This is a genomic window from Isoptericola sp. S6320L (assembly GCF_023015685.1).
Classification (GTDB): domain Bacteria; phylum Actinomycetota; class Actinomycetes; order Actinomycetales; family Cellulomonadaceae; genus Isoptericola; species Isoptericola halotolerans_A.
Map to the genome: position 1 here is coordinate 25292 of NZ_JALKAT010000016.1, position 22830 is coordinate 48121.

The 22830-nt window shown below is 73.4% G+C and carries 22 protein-coding genes; 9 read left to right on the forward strand and 13 right to left on the reverse strand.

All coding sequences use genetic code 11. The features are described 5' to 3' along the window. Positions 1-59: 59 nt before the first annotated feature. The gene (locus MWU57_RS10535; protein WP_246909128.1) at positions 60-1448 is read right to left on the reverse strand and encodes a glycine--tRNA ligase; all 1389 of its coding nucleotides are present in this window, start codon (positions 1446-1448) and stop codon (positions 60-62) included. Positions 1449-1659: 211 nt separating this feature from the next. Here MWU57_RS10535 and MWU57_RS10540 point away from each other — a divergent pair, with 211 nt between their 5' ends. The 9 genes from MWU57_RS10540 to MWU57_RS10580 all read left to right on the forward strand — a co-directional run bounded on the left by MWU57_RS10540 (position 1660) and on the right by MWU57_RS10580 (position 9586). Then, entirely contained in the window at positions 1660-2661 is a 1002-nt protein-coding gene (locus MWU57_RS10540) for a metal ABC transporter solute-binding protein, Zn/Mn family (RefSeq protein WP_246909131.1), read from the forward strand. Next, entirely contained in the window at positions 2658-3461 is an 804-nt protein-coding gene (locus tag MWU57_RS10545) for a metal ABC transporter ATP-binding protein (RefSeq protein WP_246909132.1), read from the forward strand. Before MWU57_RS10540 ends, MWU57_RS10545 begins: the two co-directional genes overlap by 4 nt. A gap of 14 nt (positions 3462-3475) precedes the next feature. Beyond that, on the forward strand, positions 3476-4396 hold the full coding sequence (locus tag MWU57_RS10550; RefSeq protein WP_246909158.1) for a metal ABC transporter permease: 921 nt from the start codon (positions 3476-3478) through the stop codon (positions 4394-4396). Further along, a complete protein-coding gene (locus tag MWU57_RS10555; RefSeq protein WP_106268380.1) occupies positions 4393-4800 on the forward strand; it encodes a Fur family transcriptional regulator in 408 nt (135 codons plus the stop codon). Before MWU57_RS10550 ends, MWU57_RS10555 begins: the two co-directional genes overlap by 4 nt. A gap of 33 nt (positions 4801-4833) precedes the next feature. Beyond that, positions 4834-5400 carry a DedA family protein gene (locus MWU57_RS10560; protein WP_246909133.1) on the forward strand — a complete coding sequence of 189 codons (567 nt, stop codon included), beginning with the start codon at positions 4834-4836 and terminating at the stop codon, positions 5398-5400. A gap of 57 nt (positions 5401-5457) precedes the next feature. Beyond that, positions 5458-6495 carry an iron ABC transporter permease gene (locus MWU57_RS10565; protein WP_106268383.1) on the forward strand — a complete coding sequence of 346 codons (1038 nt, stop codon included), beginning with the start codon at positions 5458-5460 and terminating at the stop codon, positions 6493-6495. A 1-nt stretch (position 6496) separates the two neighbouring features. Beyond that, positions 6497-7525, forward strand: a complete 1029-nt coding sequence (locus MWU57_RS10570) for an iron chelate uptake ABC transporter family permease subunit (RefSeq protein WP_246909134.1) — start codon at positions 6497-6499, stop codon at positions 7523-7525. Continuing rightward, positions 7522-8403, forward strand: a complete 882-nt coding sequence (locus tag MWU57_RS10575) for an ABC transporter ATP-binding protein (protein WP_106268387.1) — start codon at positions 7522-7524, stop codon at positions 8401-8403. The genes MWU57_RS10570 and MWU57_RS10575 overlap by 4 nt, the downstream gene beginning before the upstream one ends. Before the next feature lie 121 nt (positions 8404-8524). Then, positions 8525-9586, forward strand: a complete 1062-nt coding sequence (locus tag MWU57_RS10580) for an iron-siderophore ABC transporter substrate-binding protein (protein ID WP_106268389.1) — start codon at positions 8525-8527, stop codon at positions 9584-9586. A gap of 77 nt (positions 9587-9663) precedes the next feature. Here MWU57_RS10580 and MWU57_RS10585 read toward each other — a convergent pair whose 3' ends face one another. From MWU57_RS10585 to dnaJ, 12 genes are all read right to left on the reverse strand, one after another. Beyond that, the gene (locus MWU57_RS10585) at positions 9664-10455 is read right to left on the reverse strand and encodes an isoprenyl transferase (RefSeq protein WP_106268391.1); all 792 of its coding nucleotides are present in this window, start codon (positions 10453-10455) and stop codon (positions 9664-9666) included. Further along, positions 10455-11189: a DNA repair protein RecO gene (recO, locus tag MWU57_RS10590; protein WP_246909135.1), complete on the reverse strand. Its 735-nt coding sequence runs from the start codon at positions 11187-11189 to the stop codon at positions 10455-10457. Before recO ends, MWU57_RS10585 begins: the two co-directional genes overlap by 1 nt. Positions 11190-11225: 36 nt before the next feature. After that, positions 11226-13007 carry a 2-isopropylmalate synthase gene (leuA, locus tag MWU57_RS10595; RefSeq protein ID WP_106268395.1) on the reverse strand — a complete coding sequence of 594 codons (1782 nt, stop codon included), beginning with the start codon at positions 13005-13007 and terminating at the stop codon, positions 11226-11228. Between the two features lie 184 nt (positions 13008-13191). Next, entirely contained in the window at positions 13192-14970 is a 1779-nt protein-coding gene (locus tag MWU57_RS10600; RefSeq protein WP_246909137.1) for a hypothetical protein, read from the reverse strand. Between the two features lie 98 nt (positions 14971-15068). Next, entirely contained in the window at positions 15069-16658 is a 1590-nt protein-coding gene (locus tag MWU57_RS10605; RefSeq protein WP_246909139.1) for an alpha/beta hydrolase, read from the reverse strand. A gap of 57 nt (positions 16659-16715) precedes the next feature. Then, positions 16716-17666 carry a GTPase Era gene (gene era, locus MWU57_RS10610; RefSeq protein WP_106268400.1) on the reverse strand — a complete coding sequence of 317 codons (951 nt, stop codon included), beginning with the start codon at positions 17664-17666 and terminating at the stop codon, positions 16716-16718. Then, a complete protein-coding gene (locus tag MWU57_RS10615) occupies positions 17663-18985 on the reverse strand; it encodes a hemolysin family protein (RefSeq protein ID WP_246909141.1) in 1323 nt (440 codons plus the stop codon). Before MWU57_RS10615 ends, era begins: the two co-directional genes overlap by 4 nt. 8 nt (positions 18986-18993) lie before the next feature. After that, a complete protein-coding gene (gene ybeY / locus MWU57_RS10620; protein ID WP_106268402.1) occupies positions 18994-19446 on the reverse strand; it encodes an rRNA maturation RNase YbeY in 453 nt (150 codons plus the stop codon). Next, complete coding sequence (locus tag MWU57_RS10625) at positions 19443-20519, reverse strand: PhoH family protein (RefSeq protein WP_207767714.1); 1077 nt, start codon at positions 20517-20519, stop codon at positions 19443-19445. The genes ybeY and MWU57_RS10625 overlap by 4 nt, the downstream gene beginning before the upstream one ends. A 2-nt stretch (positions 20520-20521) precedes the next feature. After that, the gene (locus MWU57_RS10630) at positions 20522-20875 is read right to left on the reverse strand and encodes an HIT domain-containing protein (protein WP_106268705.1); all 354 of its coding nucleotides are present in this window, start codon (positions 20873-20875) and stop codon (positions 20522-20524) included. Between the two features lie 10 nt (positions 20876-20885). After that, the gene (locus tag MWU57_RS10635) at positions 20886-21665 is read right to left on the reverse strand and encodes a 16S rRNA (uracil(1498)-N(3))-methyltransferase (RefSeq protein ID WP_246909144.1); all 780 of its coding nucleotides are present in this window, start codon (positions 21663-21665) and stop codon (positions 20886-20888) included. A gap of 1 nt (position 21666) precedes the next feature. Next, positions 21667-22788, reverse strand: coding sequence for a molecular chaperone DnaJ (gene dnaJ, locus MWU57_RS10640; protein ID WP_106268407.1), 1122 nt, complete (start codon positions 22786-22788; stop codon positions 21667-21669). Between the last annotated feature and the right edge of the window lie 42 nt (positions 22789-22830).

Below are 22830 nucleotides of genomic sequence, written 5' to 3' on the forward strand. Positions count from 1 at the left end.
AGCAGAACGGGGGCCGCCCTGCGGGGCGGCCCCCGTTCTGCTGCTCCGGCTGGTCGAGGTCAGACGCCGGGCATCCGCTGGGCGAGGTAGCCCGCGACCTGGTCCAGGGCGACGCGCTCCTGAGCCATGGTGTCGCGGTCCCGGATCGTGACGGCCTGGTCGTCCAGGGTGTCGAAGTCGACCGTCACGCAGTACGGCGTGCCGATCTCGTCCTGTCGGCGGTACCGCTTGCCGATGGCCTGGGTCACGTCGTGGTCCACGTTCCAGTGCTGGCGCAGCTCGGCGGCGAGCTTGTCCGCCGTGGGCAGCAGGTCGGCGCTCTTCGACAGCGGCAGCACGGCGGCCTTGACCGGCGCGATGCGCTTGTCGAGGCGCAGCACGGTGCGCTTGTCGACGCCGCCCTTGGTGTTGGGCGCCTCGTCCTCGGCGTAGGCCTCGATGAGGAACGCCATGAGGGAGCGCGTCAGGCCGGCAGCCGGCTCGATGACGTACGGGAAGTACTTCTCGTTCGTCACCGGGTCGCGGTACATCAGGTCCTTGCCGGAGTGCTCCGCGTGCGTGCTGAGGTCGAAGTCGGTGCGGTTCGCGATGCCCTCGAGCTCGCCCCACTCGCTGCCGGTGAACCCGAAGCGGTACTCGATGTCCACGGTCCGCGTCGAGTAGTGGGAGAGCTTGTCCTCGGGGTGCTCGTACAGGCGCAGGTTCTCCGGGTCGATGCCCAGGTCGGTGTACCAGGCCATGCGGGTGTCGATCCAGTACTGGTGCCACTCGGCGTCCGAGCCGGGCTCGACGAAGAACTCCATCTCCATCTGCTCGAACTCGCGGGTGCGGAAGATGAAGTTGCCGGGCGTGATCTCGTTGCGGAACGACTTGCCGATCTGCGCGATGCCGAACGGCGGCTTCTGACGGGACGCGGCGGCCACGTTGGCGAAGTTCACGAAGATGCCCTGCGCCGTCTCCGGGCGCAGGTAGTGGCGGCCGGACTCGTCCTCGACCGGGCCGAGGTACGTCGAGAGCATCATGTTGAAGTCGCGCGGCTCGGTCCACTCACCGCGGGTGCCGCAGTTCGGGCAGGCGATCTCGGCGAGGCCACCCTCGGGCGCACGGCCCTTGCGCTCGGTGAACTCCTCGATCATCTGGTCCTCGCGGTACCGCTTGTGGCAGCTCAGGCACTCGGTCAGCGGGTCCGTGAAGGCGCCGAGGTGACCGGAGGCCTTCCACACGGGCGTGGGCAGGATGACGGACGAGTCCAGGCCGACGACGTCGGGCCGGCGGGTCATCGCCTTCCACCACTGGCGCTTGATGTTGTCCTTGAGCTCCACGCCCAAAGGGCCGTAGTCCCACGCGGAGCGGGTCCCGCCGTAGATCTCGCCGGACTGGAAGACGAACCCCCGGCGCTTGGCGAGGGAGACGACGGCGTCGAGCTGGGCGGTCGCGGATGCAGCCACGGATCACTCCTGAGGTCGACCCCGCAGGTGGCTCCGGCGGGGCGGGTGTGCACGGTAGGACGGCGTCCGTCGAGGGACGGCGGGCGCCGGTCTGCCAGCCTACCGGGCGGGGCGAGGGCGCCCCGGGGAGGCGGTCACCGGAGCGGGAGGTGACCAACGCCGCAGCCTCGCGCTTTGACATCGGTTCTCACCAGGCCTGAGAATCGTTCTCATGACCCGACGCCTCGCACTGCCCGTCGCAGCCGCCCTCCCGCTCGCCCTCGTCCTGGCCGCCTGCGGCACCGATGGCGGCGGCGCCGGCGACGACGACGGCACCGTCCAGGTGCTCGCCTCCTTCTACCCGCTGCAGTACGTGGCCGAGCAGGTCGGCGGCGACCTGGTGACCGTCGACAACCTCACTCCCCCGGCCGCCGAGCCGCACGACCTCGAGCTCGCCCCGTCCCAGGTGCGCGAGGTCGGCGACGCCGACCTGGTCGTCTTCCAGTCCGGCTTCCAGCCGGCCGTCGACGAGGCGGTCGAGGCTCGTGCACCCGAGCACGTGGTCGACGCCGCCGAGATCGTCACGCTGGAGGAGAGCCCCGGTTCCGCCGAGCACGCCGACGAGCACGAGGGCGAGACCGCCGAGGAGCACGCGGCGCACGCCGACGAGGACGAGGAGGCGGCCGGCGACGGGCACGATCACGGCAATCTCGACCCGCACTTCTGGCTCGACCCCACCCTGCTGATCCCGGTCGCCGACGAGGTCGCCACCGAGCTCGGCGCCGCCGACCCGGACAACGCCGCCACCTACACGGCCAACGCCGAGGCGCTCACGGCGACCCTGGAGGACCTCGACGCCGAGTACGCCGCGGCGCTGGAGCCCTGCCAGGGTGAGACCCTCGTGACGAGCCACGCCGCGTTCGGCTACCTCGCCGAGCGGTACGGCCTGTCGCAGGTCGGCATCTCCGCCCTCGACCCCGAGGCCGAGCCGTCCCCGGCCCGTCTCCGCGAGATCGGCGCCGTCGTCGAGGACAACGACGTGCAGACCATCTTCACCGAGACGCTCACCAGCCCGAAGGTCGCCGAGACCCTCGCGGCCGACCTCGGCGTGTCCACCGCCGTCCTCGACCCGCTGGAAGGCCTGTCCACCGACGCCGCGGAGAGCGGGTCGGACTACATTTCAGTCATGGATGCCAACCTCGCCGCCATCACCGAAGGACTGGGCTGCGCGTGACCTCTCCCGTCATCGACGCGCGCGGCGTGCACGTCCGCCTGGGCGCCAGCCACGTGCTGCGCGGCGTGGACCTGCGCGTCGACCCCGGCGAGGTCGTCGCTCTCCTGGGTGCCAACGGGTCCGGCAAGTCGACCCTCGTGCGCACCGTGGTCGGCGTGCTGACCCCGTCCCAGGGCGCGGTCAGCCTGCTCGGTCACCCGCTCGGCAACGGCGTGCCGTGGCACCGCGTCGGCTACGTCCCCCAGCGGGTCAGCGCAGCGGCAGGCGTCCCGTCGACCGCGGCCGAGGTGGTCGCCTCCGGCCTGCTGCACGGCCGCCGCCTCGCCCTTCCGCGGGGCTGGCGCGACCGGGCGCGCGAGGCGCTCGACCAGGTCGGGCTCGCCGACCGCGCCGACGACGCCACCAGCCAGCTCTCCGGCGGTCAGCAGCAGCGCGTCCTCATCGCCCGTGCGCTGGTGCGCGAGCCCGAGGTGCTCGTCCTCGACGAGCCCGTGGCCGGCGTCGACCGCCCCAGCCAGGAAGCGTTCGCCGCCACCATGACGCGACTGATCGGCAGCGGCCTGACGGTGCTCGTCGTCCTGCACGAGCTCGGCGAGCTCGCCGGCCTCGTCACCCGCGCCGTCGTGCTGCGGCACGGCAAGGTGGTGCACGACGGCGCCCCGCCCCGCCCGCACGGCGGCCACGACGCGACGGGTCACGAGCACGTGCACCCGCACACCTCGGAGCTGCCCGTGCTGACGACGGAGGTCGGCCTCACCGACGGCCCCCTCGGGACCGGCTCGACGGAGGTGGGACCGTGAGCGAGATCGGCTACATGCTCACCGACCCGCTCATGCAGCGGGCGCTCCTGGCGGCGCTCCTCGTCGGGGTGAGCGCCCCGGTGGTCGGCACCTACCTCGTCCAGCGCCGCCTCGCCCTGCTCGGCGACGGGATCGGGCACGTCGCCCTCACCGGCGTGGCGCTCGGCTGGCTGGTGGGCGCCGCCCTGGGCCTGGTGCCCGACGACGTCCTGGCCGTCCCGGGCGCGGTCGTGGCCGCCGTCGTCGGCTCCGTCCTCATCGAGGTGGTCCGGCGGCGCGGACGCACCTCCGGCGACCTGGCCCTGGCCATCATGTTCTACGGCGGCATCGCCGGCGGCGTGCTCATCATCGGTATCGCCGGCGGCTCCTCCGGCAACCTGATGGCCTACCTGTTCGGATCGATCTCGACGGTGACCTCGACGGACCTCGTCCTCACCGTCGTGCTGTGCACGCTCATCCTGCTGGTCGGCGTCGGGCTGCGACCCGCCCTGTTCTCCGTGAGCCACGACGAGGAGTTCGCGATCTCCTCCGGGCTGCCCGTCTGGGCGCTGAACATGGCCGTCGCCGTCCTGGCCGCCCTGACCGTCACCGTGGCGATGCGCGTCGTCGGGCTGCTGCTCGTCTCCGCCCTGATGATCGTGCCGGTGGCGATCGGCCAGCTCGTCACCCACTCGTTCCGGCGCACCATGGCGGTCGGCTCGGTTGTCGGGGTCGTCGTGTGCGTGGTCGGGCTGAGCATCACCTACTGGTACCCGGTCTCCCCCGGGGCCCTCATCGTGGTCCTCGCCATCGCCGTGTACGCCGTCGTGGCAGGCTTGCACCCGCTGCTGGCCCGCCGTCGGCCGGCGCGAGACCCGCACCCCGACATCCCCGACGACGTCGAGGTCGAGGTCGCCGCCACCACCACCGGCACCGAAGGAGAGTGCGAGAGATGAACCAGCAGCTGCGCATGACCAAGCAGCGAGCCGCCGTGGCCGGCGCGCTGGACGCCACCGACGAGTTCCGCAGCGCCCAGCAGCTCCACGAGCAGCTCCGCGACCGCGGGGACGCCGTCGGGCTCGCCACCGTCTACCGGACGCTGCAGGCGCTCGCCGCCGGCGGTGAGGTCGACGTGCTGCGCACCGACGACGGCGAGGCCCTGTACCGCCGGTGCGCCCGGACCGAGCACCACCACCACCTGGTGTGCCGCTCGTGCGGCCGCGCGGTCGAGATCGACGGCCCCACCGTCGAGTCCTGGGCGGCGAGCGTCGGCGCGTCGCAGGGGTTCACGGAGATCGAGCACACCGTCGAGCTCTGGGGCACGTGCGCGGACTGCCGCGCGTCCGCGACGGCAGGTTAGGCCAGCCATACCTCAGCAGGGCATGATGGGGTCATGCTCGTCGCCCTGACCGTCGCCGCTGCGGCCGACGACGCCGGGCGCCACGGTGTCTTCACGCTGGACGGCTTCCCCTTCTGGGCCGTCTACGTCGTCGCGTTCTGCATCGTCATGGCGCGCGCCCAGGCGACCTACTGGCTCGGCCGCGGCGTCGCCCGCGGCATGGGGGGCACCCGTGTGGCCCGTCTGCTCGCCTCCCCGCGCGCGGTCGAGGTGATCGACCGCATCCACCGGTGGGGGCCGCCGGCGGTGACGGTGTCGTTCCTCACCGTCGGCGTGCAGACGGTCGTCAACCTGGCGGCCGGCTACCTGCGCATGCCGTTCGGGCGCTACCTGGTGGCACTGACCTTCGGCTGCCTGATCTGGGCGGCCGTGTGGACCACCGTCGGCACGGCCGTCGTGTACGGCGCGATCCTGCTCTTCCTGCTCCACCCGGCCGCTCTGGCGGCCGCCGCCGCGCTCGTCGCCGGCCTCGCCGCCTGGCTGGTGCGACGCCGTCGGGCCCGGGTCCGCGCCGCGGAGTCCGCCGCCGACGCCGCCGAGGCGGCGACCGAGCAGGCCTGACCTCCCGCGGACCGGACGGTTGCGGAAGCACCCCGGGCCCTGTGTCAGACTTAGGCAATGCTTACCTCACCGCAGGTCACGTCCTCGGACGCGGCCCGTCAGGTGGGACAGCGGACCCGGCGCAAGATCGCGGCCTGCGCGATCGCCCTCGGGGCGCTGGCCCTCATCGTGGTCGCGAGCCTGGTGCTCGGCGTCCGCGACGTCTCGCTGCCCGTCGTCTGGGAGGCGCTCACCGCCCCCGTGGCCGGCGACGTGGACCACCAGGTCATCGTGGGGCAGCGCGTGCCGCGCGCACTCGTCGGGCTCGCCGCAGGCCTCGCCCTCGGCGTCGCCGGCGCCGTCATCCAGGGGATCACCCGCAACCCGATCGCCGACCCCGGGCTGCTCGGGCTCAACTCCGGCGCGTCGCTCGCCGTCGTCTGCGCGGTCTGGCTGCTCGGGCTGACGGCGCCCTCGCAGTTCGTGTGGTTCGCGTTCCTGGGGGCGGCCGCCGCAGCCGCCCTCGTGTTCTCCATCGGCTCCGGCCAACCGGTCCGGCTCGCCCTCGTCGGTGCCACCGTCACGGCGCTCATCACGCCGCTCATCACCCTCGTGCTGCTGCGCGACCCCCAGGCCTTCAACCTCTACCGGTTCTGGGCCGTCGGCTCGCTCACCGGCCGCGGCCTCGAGACCCTGACGGTCGTCGTCCCGTTCGTCGCCGTCGGGGCCGTGCTCGCCGCCGGGCTGGCGCAACGCCTCAATATGCTCGCCCTCGGGGACGACGTCGCCCGCGGGCTCGGCCAACGCGTCGGCGTCACCCGGGCCGTCGCCGGGCTGACGATCGTGCTCCTCGCCGGCGCTGCGACCGCGCTCGCCGGACCTGTCGCTCTGGTGGGCCTCGCCGTCCCGCACGCCGCCCGGCGCCTCGTCGGGACGGACTATCGCTGGGTCCTCGCGCTCTCCGCGCTGCTCGGCCCCGTCATGCTGCTCGGCGCCGACGTCATCGGCCGCCTGCTCCTGCCCGGCACGGAGCTGGAGGCCGGTGTGGTGGCGGCCGCCATCGGCGCCCCGGTCCTCGTCGCGGTCGCGCGCGGCCGCAAGGTCGCGGGGGTGTGAGATGACGTCGCTCACCGCCGTCCAGGCCGTCCGCGTGCGCCGCAGCCGCCGCCGGGCCGCCGTGCTCGCCTCCCTCGCCGTGCTCGTCGTCGTGCTGGCCACGTTCGCCCTCACGATCGGCGCCGCGTCCCTTCCTCCCGGGCGCGCCCTGCTCGCGCTGTTCGGGGTCGGCGACGCCGGTGACCTCTTCATCGTCCAGCGCCTGCGGCTCCCCCGGCTCCTCACCGCGCTGCTCGCCGGTGCCGCGTTCGGCCTCGCCGGTGCCCTGTTCCAGTCCACGCTGCGCAACCCGCTCGCCAGCCCGGACATCCTCGGGATCGCCAGCGGGGCCTCCGTCGGCGCCGTGACGGTGCTCCTCGTCCTCGGCATGACGGGGATGGCCGTCTCGGTGGGCGCCTTCCTCGGCGCCGGCACCATCGCCCTGCTCATCTGGTTCTTCGCCTGGCGCCAGGGTCTGCACTCGATCCGGTTCGTCCTGGTCGGCGTCGGGTTCGCGTACCTGGCGTCCTCCGTGCTCGCCTGGATGCTGGCGAGCGCCGACCAGCGCGACGCGGCCTCGGCCCTGGTCTGGACGGTCGGCAGCGTCGCGGACGTCCGGGGCGCCGAGCTGGCGGTCCTCGGCGGGGGGCTCGCCGTGCTTACCCTCGCTGCCGCCGTCGTGTCCCGCTGGCAGCACCCCCTGGCCCTGGGGGACGACCACGCACGAGGCCTGGGCGTCGCCACCGACTCCGCCCGCGTCGTCACGCTCCTCGTGGCCGTCGCCCTCGTCGCCCTCGCCACCGCGACCGTCGGGCCGCTGGCCTTCGTCGCCCTCGTCGCACCGGCCATCGCCCGCCGCCTCACCGACGACGGCGGTGCCGCCCTGTCGGTCTCCGTCGGCACCGGTGCCACCCTGGTCCTGGCCGCCGACATCGTGGCCCAGCACGGCCTGCTCGGGGTCGCCGCCCCGACCGGCATCGTGACGGGACTCGTCGGCGCCCCCTACCTGCTGTGGCTGCTCGCCACCCACGAGAGAAGATCCCGCGCATGATCGACACACCGCACGCCCTCGACACGCCCCGCTCGGCCACGGGTGCCGGCGACCTCACGGCCCACGGTGTGGCCATCGGGTACGACGGCCGCCCGGTGATCGACGGCCTCGACCTCACCCTGCCGCAGGGCCGGATCACCGCCATCGTCGGGCCGAACGCCTGCGGCAAGTCCACGCTGCTGCGCGGGCTGGCGAGGCTGCACCCGCTGACGGCGGGGCGCGTCACGCTCGGGGACCGCGACGTGACGGGGATGCCCCGCAAGGAGCTGGCACGCCTCGTCGGGGTGCTGCCCCAGTCGTCGGTCGCCCCCGACGGCGTGCGGGTGGCCGAGCTCGTCGGCCGCGGCCGCTACCCGCACCAGGGATGGTTCGGGCGGCACACCAGCGACGACGACGTCGTGGTGCAGCGCTCGCTCGAGGCGACCGGCGTGGCGGACCTCGCCGACCGGCCGGTGGCCGAGCTGTCCGGCGGCCAGCGCCAGCGCGTCTGGATCGCGATGGTGCTCGCCCAGGAGACCGACGTGGTGCTGCTGGACGAGCCGACCACGTTCCTCGACGTCACCCACCAGGTCGAGCTGCTCGACCTGCTGCACGACCTCAACCGTGAGCGGGGCACCACGGTGGTCATGGTGCTCCACGAGCTCAACCTCGCCGCCCGCTACGCGGACCACCTGGTGGTCATGAGCGCGGGCCGCGTGGTGGCGCAGGGCGCTCCGGCGGACGTGCTGGACGAGGCGACGGTGCTGTCCGCGTTCGGCCTCGATGCCCGGGTGGTGCCCGATCCGGTGGCCGGCAGCCCGATGATCGTGCCCGTCGGTCGCCACCACCGACCGGACGGCACGCCGGCGCCCGACGGGTCCGCCGAGCCGTCGCCGTGAGCGACCTCACACCGCCGGGTGCTCACGGAGTGGTCACGGGGTTCCGCCGGGCCTCCGAGTGAGGTTAGCCTTGCCTCATTAGCCGTCCCGCGCTCCGAGCGCGTGCAACCGAGGAGTACCCGTGCGCCTTCCCCGTTCCCTGACCACCGCCGTCGGCCTCGCCGTCGTCAGCGCGCTCGCCCTGACTGCCTGTGCGCCCGAGACGACCGACGACGCGGGCACGGCCGAGGACACGGCCGCCACCGAGAGCGCCGACGGTGCCACCGACGAGTTCCCCGTCACGATCACCCACGCCCTGGGCGAGACCGTGATCGAGTCCGCGCCCGAGCGGGTGGCCACCTGGGGCTGGGGTTCCACCGAGGCCGCCCTCGCCGTCGGCGTCGAGCCGATCGGTGTGAGCGAGCAGATCTTCACCGTCGGCGAGCAGGCGCTGCTGCCGTGGGTCGAGGAGGAGTACGACGCGCTCGGCGCCGAGCACCCGGTCATCTTCACCGACGCCGAGGGCGGCGCCAGCGTCCCGTACGAGGAGTTCGTCGAGGCCGACCCGGACCTCATCCTCGCCCCGTACTCGGGCCTGACCCAGGAGCAGTACGACGTGCTCTCCGACATCGCACCTGTGGTGGCCTACCCCGAGTCCCCCTGGGTCACCCCCTGGGACGAGATCGTCACCATCACCGCGCAGGCCCTCGGCCGCTCGGAGGCCGGCGAGCAGGTCCTCGCCGACATCGACACCTACCTCACCGACCTCGCCGCCGAGATCCCCGAGGCCGAGGGCAAGACGTTCGCCGCCATCGTGGACTCGCCGTCCGAGGGCCTGGTGTACGTCTACACCCCGGCCGACCCGCGTGTGGCCGTCCTGGAGAACCTCGGCATCGCGTCGGCACCCTCCGTGGCCGAGCTCGACACCTCCGACGGCGGGTTCTTCTACACGCTGTCCTACGAGGAGCTGGACAAGCTCGAGTCGGACTTCGTCATCGCCTACACGTACACCGAGGAGGAGGCCGCGACCTTCGGCGAGAGCGACGAGCTCCAGGCGATCCCCGCCGTGGCCGCGGGCGACGTCGTCAAGGTCGTCGGCAACGTCGCGGTGTCGTCCGTGTCGCCTCCCACGGCGCTCTCGTACGACTGGCCCGACGGCGTACCGGCGATCGCCGACCAGCTCGCCGCGATCTACGGCGGCTGACCAGCGATCCCGTGCCGAATGTCCCGGTTCGGACCGGATAGCGACGTCTATCCGGTCCGAACCGGGACATTCGGCGTCTACGAGGTGGCGACGTCGACGGCTCCCCCGTACCGGCGGTCGCGCCGGGCGTACTCCTCGACCGCGCGCCACAGGTGCCGGCGGTCCACGTCCGGCCACGGCTCCGGCAGGAACACCATCTCGGCGTAGGCGGCCTGCCAGATCATGAAGTTGCTCGTGCGCTGCTCGCCCGAGGACCGCAGGAACAGGTCGACGTCTGGCAGGTCGGGCTCGTCGAGGTACTTCTGCACCGTCTTCTCGCTCACGCGGTCGGGGTTGAGCCGACCGGCGGCCGCCTCCCGCGCGATCGCGGCAGCGGCGTCCGCGATCTCGGCCCGCCCGCCGTAGTTGACGCACATCGTCAGCGTGCAGCGGTCGTTGGCACGGGTCATCTCCTCGGCGACCTGAAGCTCCTTGATCACGGACCCCCACAGCCTGGGCCGGCGCCCCGCCCAGCGGATCCGCACCCCCCACGACGACATCTCGTCCCGGCGTCGGCGGATGACGTCGCGGTTGAAGTTCATCAGGAACCGCACCTCGTCGGGCGACCGCTTCCAGTTCTCCGTGCTGAACGCGTACGCCGAGACGTGCTTGACGCCGATCTGCACGGCGCCCGCGACGACGTCGAGCAGCGACTTCTCGCCCTCCTTGTGCCCCTCGACGCGCGGCAGGCCGCGCGCGTTCGCCCATCGCCCGTTGCCGTCCATCACCACGGCGACGTGGTTCGGGACGAACTCGGCCGGGATGGCCGGCGGGGTCGCTCCGGACGGGTGCGGGTACGGCTCGGCGTACTGCTGCGGGGCGCGGGGCATCAGGCCTCTCTCTCGATCATGCGCAGGGAGCGCAGGGTGCGCTCGAGGTAGAACTGCGAGTAGGCGGCCACCAGCCCGGCCGCCTCGGAACGGTGCCGCCGGTCCGCGGCGTCGGCGACCTCCCAGTCCCCGGCGAGCAGGGCGGCCAGGAGCGTGAAGGTCTCGGGCGCGGGCGACGGTGAGCCGGGCGGGCGGCAGCGCAGGCAGACCGCCCCGCCCTGGGCGACGGCGAACGCGTGGTGCGGCCCCGGCTCGCCGCACCGGGCACAGGCCGCGAACGACGGCGCCCAACCGGCCACGGACAGCGCCCGCAGCAGGTAGGAGTCCAGCACGAGGCCCGGCGCGTGGGCGCGTCCGGCGAGGGCGCGCAGCCCGCCGGCCAGCAGCCAGTACTGCTGGACGGCGGGCTCGTGCTCGGCGGCCACCAGCCGGTCCGCGGCCTCGAGCATCGCGGCGCCCGCGGTGTACATCCCGTAGTCCGCGCTGATCTGGCCGGCGTACGCCCCGAGGGTCTCGACCTGGGTGACCGAGTCGAGGTTGCGGCCCGTGTGGAGCTGGACGTCGACCGCCATGAAGGGCTCGAGGCGCGCGCCGAACCGCGAGGACGTCCGGCGCACCCCCCGGCCGACGGCCCGCACCTTGCCGTGCTCCCGCGTCAGGAGCGTGATGATGCGGTCGGCCTCACCCAGCTTGTGGGTGCGCAGCACGATCGCGTCGTCTCGGTACAGGGGCACCGTGCCATTGTCCCAGGTGCGGCCGACACGCAGGGCTCAGCGACGCTCGGCGCGGTTGACGGCGGAGATGATCGCCTTGAGCGACGCGGTGGTGATCGACGGGTCGACGCCGACGCCCCAGAGCACGTCGTCGCCGACGGCGCACTCGACGTAGGCGGCGGCCGAGGCGTCCCCGCCCTCCGACAGCGCGTGCTCCGCGTAGTCCAGCACCTGGACGTCGAGGCCCACGTGCGCGATCGCGTCGACGAACGCCGCGAGCGGACCGTTGCCGGTACCGGTCAGGGTGTGCTCCTCGCCCCGGTCGACCACGTCGACCTCGAGCAGGGTGGCGCCGTCCTCCGCCGACGAGGTCCGCGTGCGCCGCAGGCGCAGCCGGCCCCACGGCTCCAGGCCCGAGGACGGGTCGACGGGCAGGTACTCGTCGGAGAAGATCCGCCAGATGTCCTCGCCCGTGACCTCCTTGCCCGCCGTGTCGGTGTGCCGCTGCACGGCGGCCGAGAACTCGATCTGCAGGCGCCGCGGCAGCTCGAGGTGGTGCTCGGTCTTGAGCAGGTAGGCGACGCCCCCCTTGCCGGACTGGCTGTTGACGCGGATCACGGCCTCGTAGGAGCGACCCAGGTCCTTCGGGTCGATCGGCAGGTACGGCACGCCCCACGTGAGGTCGTCGACGTCCTTGCCCTCGGCCCGGGCACGGGCCGCCATGTGGTCGAACCCCTTGTTGATCGCGTCCTGGTGCGAGCCGGAGAACGCCGTGAAGACCAGGTCGCCCACGTACGGGTGCCGTTCGTGGACGGGCAGCTGGTTGCAGTACTCCACCGTGCGGCGGATCGCGTCGATGCCGCCGCCCACGGTGAAGTCGATCTGCGGGTCGATGCCCTGGCCGAACAGGTTCATGCCGAGCGTGACCAGGTCGACGTTGCCGGTGCGCTCGCCGTTGCCGAACAGGCACCCCTCGATGCGGTCGGCGCCGGCCTGGTACCCGAGCTCGGCGGCGGCGACCGCCGTGCCGCGGTCGTTGTGCGGGTGCAGCGACAGCACCACGTGCTCGCGGTACTTCAGGTGCCGGCTCATCCACTCGATGGAGTCGGCGTAGACGTTCGGGGTGGCCATCTCGACCGTGGCCGGCAGGTTGACGATGACCGGCCGGTCCGCCGTGGGCTCCAGCACGTCGAGGACCTCGTTGGAGATCCGTGCGGCGAACTCGAGCTCCGTGCCCGTGTAGGACTCGGGCGAGTACTCGTAGTAGACCGTGGTCTCCGGGACCGTCTCCTCGAGCTTGCGGCACAGGCGGGCGCCCTGCAGCGCGATGTCCACGATGCCGTCCATGTCGGAACGGAAGACGACCTCACGCTGCAGGATCGACGTCGAGTTGTAGATGTGCACGATCGCCTGCTTCGCGCCGCGGATCGCGTCGTAGGTGCGCTCGATGAGGTGGTCGCGGCACTGGGTCAGCACCTGGATCACGACGTCGTCGGGGATCCGGTCGGACTCGATGAGGGTCCGTACGAAGTCGAAGTCGGTCTGCGAGGCCGACGGGAACCCGACCTCGATCTCCTTGTAGCCCATCCGCACGAGCAGCTCGAACATGCGCAGCTTGCGCTCGGCGTCCATGGGCTCGATGAGCGCCTGGTTGCCGTCACGCAGGTCGACCGCGCACCAGCGCGGCGCCTTCTCGATCCGGCGGTCGGGCCACGTACGGTCCGGCAGCTCGACGGTGATCTGCTCGTGGAACGGCACGTAGCGGTGGTACGGCATCCCGGAGGGACGCTGCGGGTTGGCGGCGGCGATCCCGGTGGTGGAGGGTTCGGCGGTCTGCATCAGGGGTGTCCTTCGGTGTGGGGCTCACGATCGGCCGGCGCACCAGGATCCACCGCGGCGAGGATCCGGCCTCTTAGTAGGCCTCGCCGCGGCACCGAAGGAGGAGGCTCACCACGTGCTGCACAGACACACCGTACACCGTGCGTGCGATACGTCACGTCGGCGCCCGCCGACCGCGGAGCGGTCACCGACGGGTGCGCAGCGCGGCGTCGACGGCCGGGTCGCCCAGGGCGCCGAGCCAGTCCAGGAGCGCCGGGTACGTCGACGGGTTCGCCGCCACGTGGGGACGCAGGTGCGGCGCCTCCTGGACGATCTGCGCGAGGTCCGCCAACGGCGTCGTGGGGTCGAGCGCCTGCTCCGGCGTCCACCGGGAGCCCGGCCCGTCCCCCACGGGCTGGAGCACCTGGGTCTGGTCCGGGCGCTGGGCCGGCCGGTCGTCGGCAGCCGCCGGCGCGGCCTCGACGGGCGCCATCTGCTGGGTCGCGTCGGTCCCTGCCGCCCAGGTGCCGCGCCAGCGCGAACCCGCCTCGGCCGCCGGCGCGACGACCGGCTGCTGCACCGCCGTCTCCTCGACGGCGGCGCGGTCGTCCACGGGCTGCGCGGAGCTCGGCCGCTGGTACGTCTCCTGCTCGTACGTCTCCTGCTGGTACGCCGGCTCCTGGGCGCCGGCGGGCCGCTGGGTGGGCGCCGCCACCTGGCCCACGGAGACGGGCGACGTCGACGGATCGGCCGCCAGCCATCCTCCCGTCGGGGTACCGCCGGCCGGTGTGGTCGCGCTCGGGCTGCCGGAGCCGACGAGCTCGCGCACCGACGGCGGCACGAGCAGCGCGACGAGCACCACGCCGGGCAGCGCGAGAGCCAGCAGCAGCTCCTCGACGTGGGACCGGGTCCCGACGCCGGCGCGCGCCACCAGGATCACGAGGCCCAGCACCACGATCACGCAGGCGGCGCCGACGGCGGTGGCGTGCGCCGTGCGCGCGTCGCGCACCAGGGCACGTCGCGCCAGGAACGCCATGACGATCACGAGCACGCCGACGATCAGTCGCAGGACGGGCTCCACACCGAACCCGAAGCCCGGGAGGTCGGCCGTCGCCGCGGCGACGAGCCGCACGACGGCCACCAGCGCGACGAACGCGGCCACGACGATCACCAGGTCCAGCGCCCGCACCGCGACGCGGACCCAGCGGGCCGCACCCACCTCCGCCGGCTCGCCGACCCACGTCGACGCCCGCTCGAGCACGGCCGGCACCGCGAAGGCCGCGACCACCGGCAGCAGGAGCAGGCCGTAGCGGTCGGCGTGCAGCGACTCCACCCAGCCGTGCTGCGCGCCGCCGCCCAGCAGCGCGAGCTCGAGCGCCACCGCGCCGCCGACCGCGAGGAGCACCATGCCCGCGGCGTCGTCGTGGCGGCGCAGGAACGCCCCGGCGGTCAGCCACAGGATGCCGATCACGAGCAACGCCGCCAGGATCGCCCCGACGACGACCGGCCAGGGCAGCCCCGCCACGGCCGTGGTCAACGGGGTCGCCACCGCGACCACGGCCACCAGCACCGACGACGCGACCATGCCGCGCGTCGTCGGCAGCGCCGCGGCCAGGACCGCACCCGACATGCCCAGGGCGAGGCCCGCACCGATCCCGCCGTCACCCACCGCGAGCAGGTCGAGCACGACGTAGAGGAGCGCCACGAGCGCATAGGGTGCGAGGCCGACCAGGCGTGCGCGCGGTGTCGCGACCCGCGCCCAGCCCTCCGGCACGAGGCCGGCGCGCTGCGCGTACGGCGCGGCGACGGTCAGGAGGGCGACCACGGTCGTCAGCACCACCCACAGCAGGTCGCTCCCGCGCAGCGTCGCGTCCCAGGGCAGCGGGAGCGCCACGAGGAGCGCGACGGCGGCGACGACGTCACGCACGATGTCGCGGGTCGGGACGCCCGCGAACGGGGACCGGGGATGAGCGACGTCGGACATGGGTGCTGACTCCCTGCATGAGTGGACGACCGAAAGGACCGGTCGGGTCGTTTCTACCCGACGCGACCCCCTCGCGTCAGGTCGGGCGCGGCGGCGCGTCAGATGCCGAGCTGGTAGACGCCCCAGTACGCGAGCGTGAGCAGCAGCGACACCGACCCGGCGACGACGCACCACAGCACGATGCCGGCCGGTACGCCACGGGCCACGACGACGTCGCCACCCGCCCGCCGTGCCGAGCGTACGTCGGCGACACGCTGCAGCAGAACCGCCGCCGCCACGGCGGTGAGGACACCCAGCAGCCGGACGGTCACCCAGCCGCCCTGGACGATCACGTCGTTGCGCTGGTAGTCGAACGCCAGGCGCGCGACGAGCAGCAGGTACACGGCGAGCGCCCCGGTCGTGGCGACCGCGCCCGCTCCCAGCGCCACGAGCGCGGGGCCCACCCCCGGCGCGAACGGCGGTGCCGGGCCGTCGCGGCGCCGTCGGACCAGCGGCACCACCAGCGCCACGACGCCCCATGCCACGAGAGCCAGCAGGACCAGGCCCGTCCCGCCGAGCACCGCGGCCACGACCACGTCGCCGTTCCCCCACCAGCGGGGCTGCGGCACGGGGACGGCGCGGAAGAGCTGTTCGGGGGTGGCCCCCGCGACCTGCGGCGCCGCGTCCGCCGTGCCCGGCTGGCCCTGGACCCACGCCGCGAGGTCGGGCACGAAGTCGGGGTGCAGCGGAGCCGTGGCCCCCTCGGGCGTGCCCTCGCGCACCCGGATCCCGTGGTCGGCACCCGCGTAGTAGCGGACGGTCACGGGAGCCTCGCCGGGCACGGCGCCGGTCTCCGTCAGGATGATCCGGGCGCCCTGCTCGATGGGCATCGAGGCGTCGGCGGTGCCGTACACCACCAGCACCGGCGCCGTCTGGGCCGCGAGCCACGGCCGCACGTCGAAGTCGGCGTAGGTGAATCCGCCGCCGGGGAACTGCATCCCGACCGCGCGCGGGATGGCACGGAACACCTGGTCGGGCACGCCCGTGTGCCGCAGGTAGCTGTCGGCGGCGAACGCCGCCTGCTCGCGCGGAGGCACCACCGGTGCCGACGTCAGGATCGTGAACGCGATCGTGGGGTCGTCGGCCTGCAGGACGGGGACGATCCAGGTGCCCTCCGACTCGCCGTAGAGCCCCACCCGCGCAGGGTCCACCCCGTCGACGGTGCGGAGCAGATCGACCGACCGGTCGTAGTCGAGCGCCATGGCCTCGTAGTCCCGCTCGCGCAGGGAGTAGGTGTCCAGCCGCTTGTCCGGCACGAGGGTCACCACCCCGGCGCTGGCCAGGTCCGCCGCGGTGCGCGCGAAGGCCTCCACGGCCTTGCCGGTGCCCGCCCCGTGGACGAACACGACGCCCGGCCGCCCCGTCATCAGGCTGCCGTCGGCCTCCAGGGGTCGGCGCAGCAGGCCGCCGATCGTGGCCCCCTCCAGCTGGATGGTCACCGGCTCGGCGAGCACCTCGTGGTCGCCCACCTCGCCGATCTCGCCGGCGGCGACGGCGGCCGGGTCCACCCCGCCGATCGTCGTGTCCTGCGTGGCAGGCACGACGTGCTCGGTGACCGGCTGCGGGTGCCACTGAGGCCCGGCGACGGCACCGGCGACGGCCAGGCCGACCAGCAGTGCCGCGCTCGTCGCGATCGTCCGGAACACCACTCGTCGGATGCTACTCGCCGGACCTGCGCGGCGGGCGGTCCCCGCCCGCCGGCGAGGTCAGAAGCCCATGCGCTGGAGCTGCTTCGGGTCCCGCTGCCAGTCCTTCGCCACCTTGACGTGCAGGTCGAGGTAGATGCGCGCACCCAGCAGCTTCTCGATGCCCTCGCGCGCCGCCGTGCCGACCTCCCGCAGGCGTGCGCCCCCGCGACCGATGATGATGCCCTTCTGGCTCTGGCGCTCCACGAACAGCGTGACACGCACGTCCAGCAACGGCGGACGACCGGACGTGTCGTTCCCGCTGCCCTCGCGCGCGACGATCTCCTCGACCGAGACGGCCAGGGAGTGCGGCAGCTCGTCGCGCACGCCCTCCAGGGCGGCCTCGCGCACGAGCTCGGCGATCATCACCTCCTCGGGCTCGTCCGTGAGCTCACCGTCCGGGTACAGGTCCGGGCCCTCCGGCAGGTGGGCGGCCAGGACCTCGGTGAGCTCCTCCACCTGGAACCCGCCCCGGGCGGACACCGGCACGATCGCCGACCAGTCGAGGTCCATCGACCGGGCGAGCTGGTCGACCGCCATCAGGTGCTCGGCCAACCGGGCCCGGTCGACCAGGTCCGACTTGGTGACGACGGCGACGACGGGCACGGGCCGGCGCCCCTGCATCAGCGGAGCGAGCTTGCCGGCGATGTACTTGTCGCCCGGCCCGATCTTCTGGTCCGCCGGCAGGCAGAACGCCACGACGTCGACCTCGCTCAGCGTGTCCTGCACCAGGGTGTTGAGCCGCTCGCCCAGCAGGGTGCGCGGCCGGTGCAGGCCGGGGGTGTCGACCAGCACCAGCTGGAAGTCCTCGCGGTGGACGATCCCGCGGATGGTGTGCCGCGTCGTCTGCGGCCGCGCCGACATGATGGCGACCTTCTCCCCCACCAACGCGTTGGTGAGGGTCGACTTGCCGACGTTGGGCCGGCCGACCAGGCAGGCGAAGCCTGACCGGTGGGGTGTCTCGTGCGTCATGCGGGGACGTCCTTCTGATCGTGCGGCACGACGTCGTCGTCCGCTGCTTCGGGGGTGCTCCTGCGCACCAGGATGCTGGCGAGCTGCTTGCGGCGCCCCTCGACCCGCTCGGCCTCGAGCCGCAGGGGGCCGACCTCGGCACGTGCCCCGGCGAGGGGCACCTTGCCGAGCGCCTTGGCGAGCAGACCGCCCGCGGTGTCGACGTCGTCGTCGTCGAGCCGCAGGTCGAACAGGTCGCCGAGCTCGTCGACGGGCAGCCGTGCGGGGACCCGCCACAGCCCGTCGCCGAGGTCCTCCGGCTCCGGCTCCGGTGCGGTGTCGTGCTCGTCGGTGAGCTCGCCGACGAGCTCCTCGATGACGTCCTCGACCGTGACGAGACCGGCCACGCCGCCGTACTCGTCGACGACGATCGCGATGTGCGACCGACGCGCCTGCATCTCTCGCAGCAGGTCGTCCGCCGGCTTGGACTCGGGGACGAACACCGGCGCGCGGACGTGGTCGATGACCCGTCGCTCCTCGGCCGACGGGTCGGCGTCCAGCAGCCGGGCGACGTCCTTGAGGTAGACGACGCCGAGCAGGTCGTCGACGGTGCGCCCCACCACGGGCACCCGGGAGAATCCGGACCGCAGGAACAGGCGCATCGCCTTGCGCAGCGACGTGTCCTCGCTCGTCGTCACCATGTCGGTGCGCGGCACCATCACCTCGCGTGCCAGCGTGCCACCGAGCTCCAGGGCGGAGCGGAGCAGCTCGCGCTCCTCGGCCTCGATGGCCTCGTTCTCGCGCACCCGGTCGGCCATGTCGCGCAGCTCGTCGGCCTCGGGGACGGACGCCTCGCCCGGGGCCCGGCGCCGCGGGACCCACGCCACGGCGTTGTGCACCGTGCCGAGCAGGGCGGACAGCGCGATGAGCGCCCGTGCCGGGTGGTGGTGCGCCCACGTCCGTGGGCTGAAGCGCAGCAGCAGCACACCGGCCGCCAGGCCGGCGACCGCGACGCCCAGGAGCGCCTCCCACCAGCCGCCGAGCCAGTCGGACAGCAGGAGGGTGAGCGAACCGACCGCGACGGCCTCCGCGAGGACCCCGACCAGGGCCAGCGACACCGGCACCCCCGGGTCCGCGGCGAGCTGTTGCGCACGCCGGATCCGGCGGGTGCGGGCCGGTGGTGCCGCACCGTCATCGTCCCCCGCGAGCGCCTCGGCGAGGGCGTCGCCGAGCGACGCCCGGGTCACCCGCTGCACGGCCGTGCGCCCGGCGCTGAGCAGGGCGGAGAGCGTCAGCGCGACGGCCAGGATCGTCCAGAGGACGACGTCGGGGGCGTCCACCGCGCCCGTCACCGTCCGGCGAGGAAGGTGAGCAGGAGGCGCCGCTGCAGCGCGAACATCTCCTTCTCCTCCTCCGGCTCGGCGTGGTCGTACCCCAGCAGGTGCAGGATGCCGTGGGTGGTGAGCAGGAGCAGCTCCTCCACCGTGGAGTGGCCCGCCGCCTTCGCCTGCTGCACCGCGACGTCCGGGCACAGCACGATGTCACCGAGCGTGCCCGGCGGGGTCTCCTCGTCCTGGCGTCCCGGACGCAGCTCGTCCATCGGGAAGGAGAGGACGTCGGTGGGGCCCGGCTCGTCCATCCACTGCACATGGAGGTCCGTCATGGTGGCCGTGTCGACGAACAGGATCGACAGCTCGCTGGCGGGGTGCACGTGCAGGCTGTCGAGAGCGAACCGGGCCAGCGCGGCGAACTCGGCCTCGTCGACCTCGTGCCCCGACTCGTTGTTGACCTCGATGCTCACCGGCGTCCCCCTCGGTCGTGACGGTTACCGCGGCCGGGGCCGTCGTCCTGCGGCCGGGCCGTGTCCCACCGCGCGTAGGCGTCGATGATGTCGCTCACGAGGCGGTGCCGCACGACGTCGGAACTGGTCAGCCGGCAGAACTCGACGTCGTCGACGCCGGTGAGGATGTCCTCGACGACCCGGAGTCCCGACGTCGTGCCGCCCGGCAGGTCGACCTGGGTGGCGTCACCGGTGATGACCATGGTGGAGCCGAACCCGAGCCGGGTGAGGAACATCTTCATCTGCTCGGCCGAGGTGTTCTGCGCCTCGTCGAGCACGATGAACGAGTCGTTGAGCGAGCGCCCCCGCATGTAGGCGAGCGGGGCGACCTCGATCGTCGCGGACTCGATGAGCTTGGGGATCGAGTCGGGGTCGACCATGTCGTGCAGCGCGTCGTACAGCGGGCGCAGGTACGGGTCGATCTTCTCGCTGAGCGAGCCGGGCAGGTAGCCCAGCTTCTCCCCGGCCTCCACGGCCGGTCGCGTCAGGATGATCCGGTTGACCTGCTTCGCCTGCAGGGCCTGGACCGCCTTGGCCATCGCGAGGTACGTCTTGCCGGTGCCGGCCGGCCCGATGCCGAACGTGATCGTGTTCGCGTCGATGGCCTCGACGTAGCGCTTCTGCCCGACGGTCTTGGGCCGGATCGTCCGGCCCCGGCTGGACAGGATGTCGAAGGTCAGCACCTCGGACGGCAGCTGGACGGTCTGGGCGGTGAGCATCGCCACCGACCGCGAGACCACCTCCGGCGTGAGCGGCGTCCCGGACTCCACCACCTCGACGAGCTCGTCGAGCAGGCGGGAGACGACGGCGACCTCGGCCGCCGGGCCGTGCACCGAGATCTCGTTGCCCCGCGCGTGGACGTCGACGCCGGGGAACCCGTCCTCGACCGCCCGCAGGACGGAGTCACGGCTACCCAGCAGGGCGACCATCGGCACGTGGGTGGGGACGACGACGCGGTGCTCGGCGGTGTGCCCGGCGTTGCGCCCGGCGGGGTGCCGGCCCACGGGCCGGTCGGAGGCAGCAGAGGTCGACATGCTCAGGCGGGGCTCCATCCGAGCTGGGTTCCGGCGATGACGTGCCCGTGCACGTGGAAGACGCTCTGACCCGCGCGCGGGCCGGAGTTGAAGATGAACCGGTACTGCCCGTCCGCGAGGTCGTGCGCCACGGTGTCGGCGACCTCGACCACCTCCGCGAGCAGTCCCGGGTCGGCCGCCGCGAGCACGGAGACGTCCCCGTGGTGCTCCTTGGGGACGACGAGGACGTGCACGGGGGCCTGCGGGTCGATGTCCCGGAACGCGACGACGCGCTCGGTGGTCTCCACGACGTCGGCAGGCAGCTCCCCGGCGACGATCCTGCAGAACAGGCACTCGGGGTCGGTGGTGTCGTTCATACCGTCCACGCTACCGCCACCGGCCCAGACGTTCGCTCAGGAGCGCCACGGCGACCGGCCCGGCGGTCGAGGTGCGCAGCACGTGCGGCCCGAGGCGCGCCGCCGTCGCCCCCGCGTCGGCGAGGGACGCGAGCTCGGCCTCGCCGATGCCGCCCTCCGGCCCCACGACCACGAGCAGCTCCGGTGCGGCAGCCGGCGAGCCCGCCCCCGGGGCGGGCAGCGCGACCTCCGCGAGCGCCGTCGTCGCCTCCTCGTGGAGGACGACGACGACTCCCCCGGCGCCGACGACCTCCCGGGTCCGTGCCGCGAGCTGCTTGGTGGTGACGTGCTCGGACACGGCGGGCAGCCAGGCCCGGCGCGCCTGCTTCACGGCGGAGCGCACGGTCGACTCCCACCGCGCCCGGGACTTCGCGGCCCGCGGCCCGCGCCAGACGACGACGGACCGGTCCGCCTGCCACGGCACGACGGCGTCCACCCCGACCTCCACGGCGGCCTCGACCGCGAGGTGGTCGCGGTCGCCCTTGGCGAGCGCCTGCACGAGGGTGAGCACGACGGCGGGCGCGGGTTCGGTGACGCGCTCGGCGACCCGCAGCCGGACGTCGCTGCCGTCGACGGAGTCGACGACGGCACGCAGCCGGGTGCCGGCGCCGTCGACCACGTCGAGGCTCTCGCCGGGGCCCCGCCGCTGGACGACCCCGGCGTGGCGGCCCTCGTCGCCGCCCAGCACGAAGACCTCGCCCGGGGCGACCCGGCTCAGGTCGTCCGTCGAGAGGAAGACGGGCGCGCTCACGTCAGCGGCCGCTCAGCTTGTCCTTGAGGCGCGAGAAGACGCCGGGGTGCGCTGCCACGAGCCGCGGCTCGGGCCGCTCCTCCCCCCGCAGGCCGGCGAGCTGGTGCAGCAGGGTGGTCTGCTCCTCGTCCAGCTCGGTGGGCACCTGCACCTCGACGTGGATGTTCAGGTCGCCGCGACCGTTGCCGTGCAGGTGTCCGACGCCGAGGCCCTTGAGGGTGAGGATCTGGCCCGGCTGGGTGCCGGGGCGCAGGTCGATCTCCTCGACGCCGTCGAGGGTGTCCAGCTCGAGCACGGTCCCGAGCGCCGCGGCCGTCATGGGCACCGGGAGGGTGCAGTGCAGGTCGTCGCCGCGGCGCACGAAGACGTCGTGGGCCTTCTCGCGGATCTCGACGTACAGGTCCCCGGCGGGGCCGCCGCCCGGGCCGACCTCGCCCTGCGAGGTCAGCTTGATCCGGGTGCCGGTGTCGACGCCGGCCGGGACGTTGACCGTCAGGCTCCGGCGGGAGCGGACGCGGCCGTCGCCGGAGCACTCCGCGCACGGCTCCGGGATGACCGTGCCGAAGCCCTGGCACGCGGCGCACGGGGCCGTCGTCATGACCTGTCCGAGGAACGAGCGGGCGACGCGCTGGACGTTGCCGCGGCCGTGGCAGACGTCGCAGGTGCGCACGTCGGTGCCGGGCCGGCACCCGTTGCCGCCGCAGGTGCCGCACACCACCGCGGTGTCGACCTGCAGCTCGCGCTTGGCGCCGAACGTGGCCTCGACGAGGTCGATGTCCATGCGCACGAGCGCGTCCTGGCCCCGTCGGGCGCGCGGCACGGGCCCGGAGGCCTGGCCGCCGCCGAAGAACGTCTCGAAGATGTCCTGGAAGCCGAAGCCCTGGCCGAAGCCGCCGCCGGCGCCCCCGCCCGGTGCCGTCGGGTCGACGCCGTGGTCGTACTGCTCGCGCTTCTCGCGGTTCGACAGCACCTCGTAGGCGCGGGCGACGTCCTTGAACTTCTCCTCACCGGCAGCCCCGGCGACGTCCGGGTGCAGCTCGCGGGCGAGCTTGCGGTATGCCTTCTTGATCTGCTCGGGCGAGGCGTCGCGCTGGACGCCCAGGGTCTCGTAGTAGTCGGTCACAGTTCTCTCTTCGGTGACGTACGCAGTCTGGTCAGGGTTTCC

Coding starts and splice junctions, on each gene's coding strand:
- era (WP_106268400.1), bottom strand. CDS start 17,666: ATGACGCACGAGACACCCCACCGGTCAGGCTTCGCCTGCCTGGTCGGC.
- MWU57_RS10575 (WP_106268387.1), top strand. CDS start 7,522: ATGATCGACACACCGCACGCCCTCGACACGCCCCGCTCGGCCACGGGT.
- MWU57_RS10565 (WP_106268383.1), top strand. CDS start 5,458: ATGCTTACCTCACCGCAGGTCACGTCCTCGGACGCGGCCCGTCAGGTG.
- MWU57_RS10625 (WP_207767714.1), bottom strand. CDS start 20,519: ATGTCGACCTCTGCTGCCTCCGACCGGCCCGTGGGCCGGCACCCCGCC.
- MWU57_RS10630 (WP_106268705.1), bottom strand. CDS start 20,875: ATGAACGACACCACCGACCCCGAGTGCCTGTTCTGCAGGATCGTCGCC.
- MWU57_RS10560 (WP_246909133.1), top strand. CDS start 4,834: ATGCTCGTCGCCCTGACCGTCGCCGCTGCGGCCGACGACGCCGGGCGC.
- leuA (WP_106268395.1), bottom strand. CDS start 13,007: ATGCAGACCGCCGAACCCTCCACCACCGGGATCGCCGCCGCCAACCCG.
- MWU57_RS10555 (WP_106268380.1), top strand. CDS start 4,393: ATGAACCAGCAGCTGCGCATGACCAAGCAGCGAGCCGCCGTGGCCGGC.
- MWU57_RS10540 (WP_246909131.1), top strand. CDS start 1,660: ATGACCCGACGCCTCGCACTGCCCGTCGCAGCCGCCCTCCCGCTCGCC.
- MWU57_RS10600 (WP_246909137.1), bottom strand. CDS start 14,970: ATGTCCGACGTCGCTCATCCCCGGTCCCCGTTCGCGGGCGTCCCGACC.
- MWU57_RS10550 (WP_246909158.1), top strand. CDS start 3,476: ATGCTCACCGACCCGCTCATGCAGCGGGCGCTCCTGGCGGCGCTCCTC.
- MWU57_RS10585 (WP_106268391.1), bottom strand. CDS start 10,455: ATGCCCCGCGCCCCGCAGCAGTACGCCGAGCCGTACCCGCACCCGTCC.
- MWU57_RS10570 (WP_246909134.1), top strand. CDS start 6,497: ATGACGTCGCTCACCGCCGTCCAGGCCGTCCGCGTGCGCCGCAGCCGC.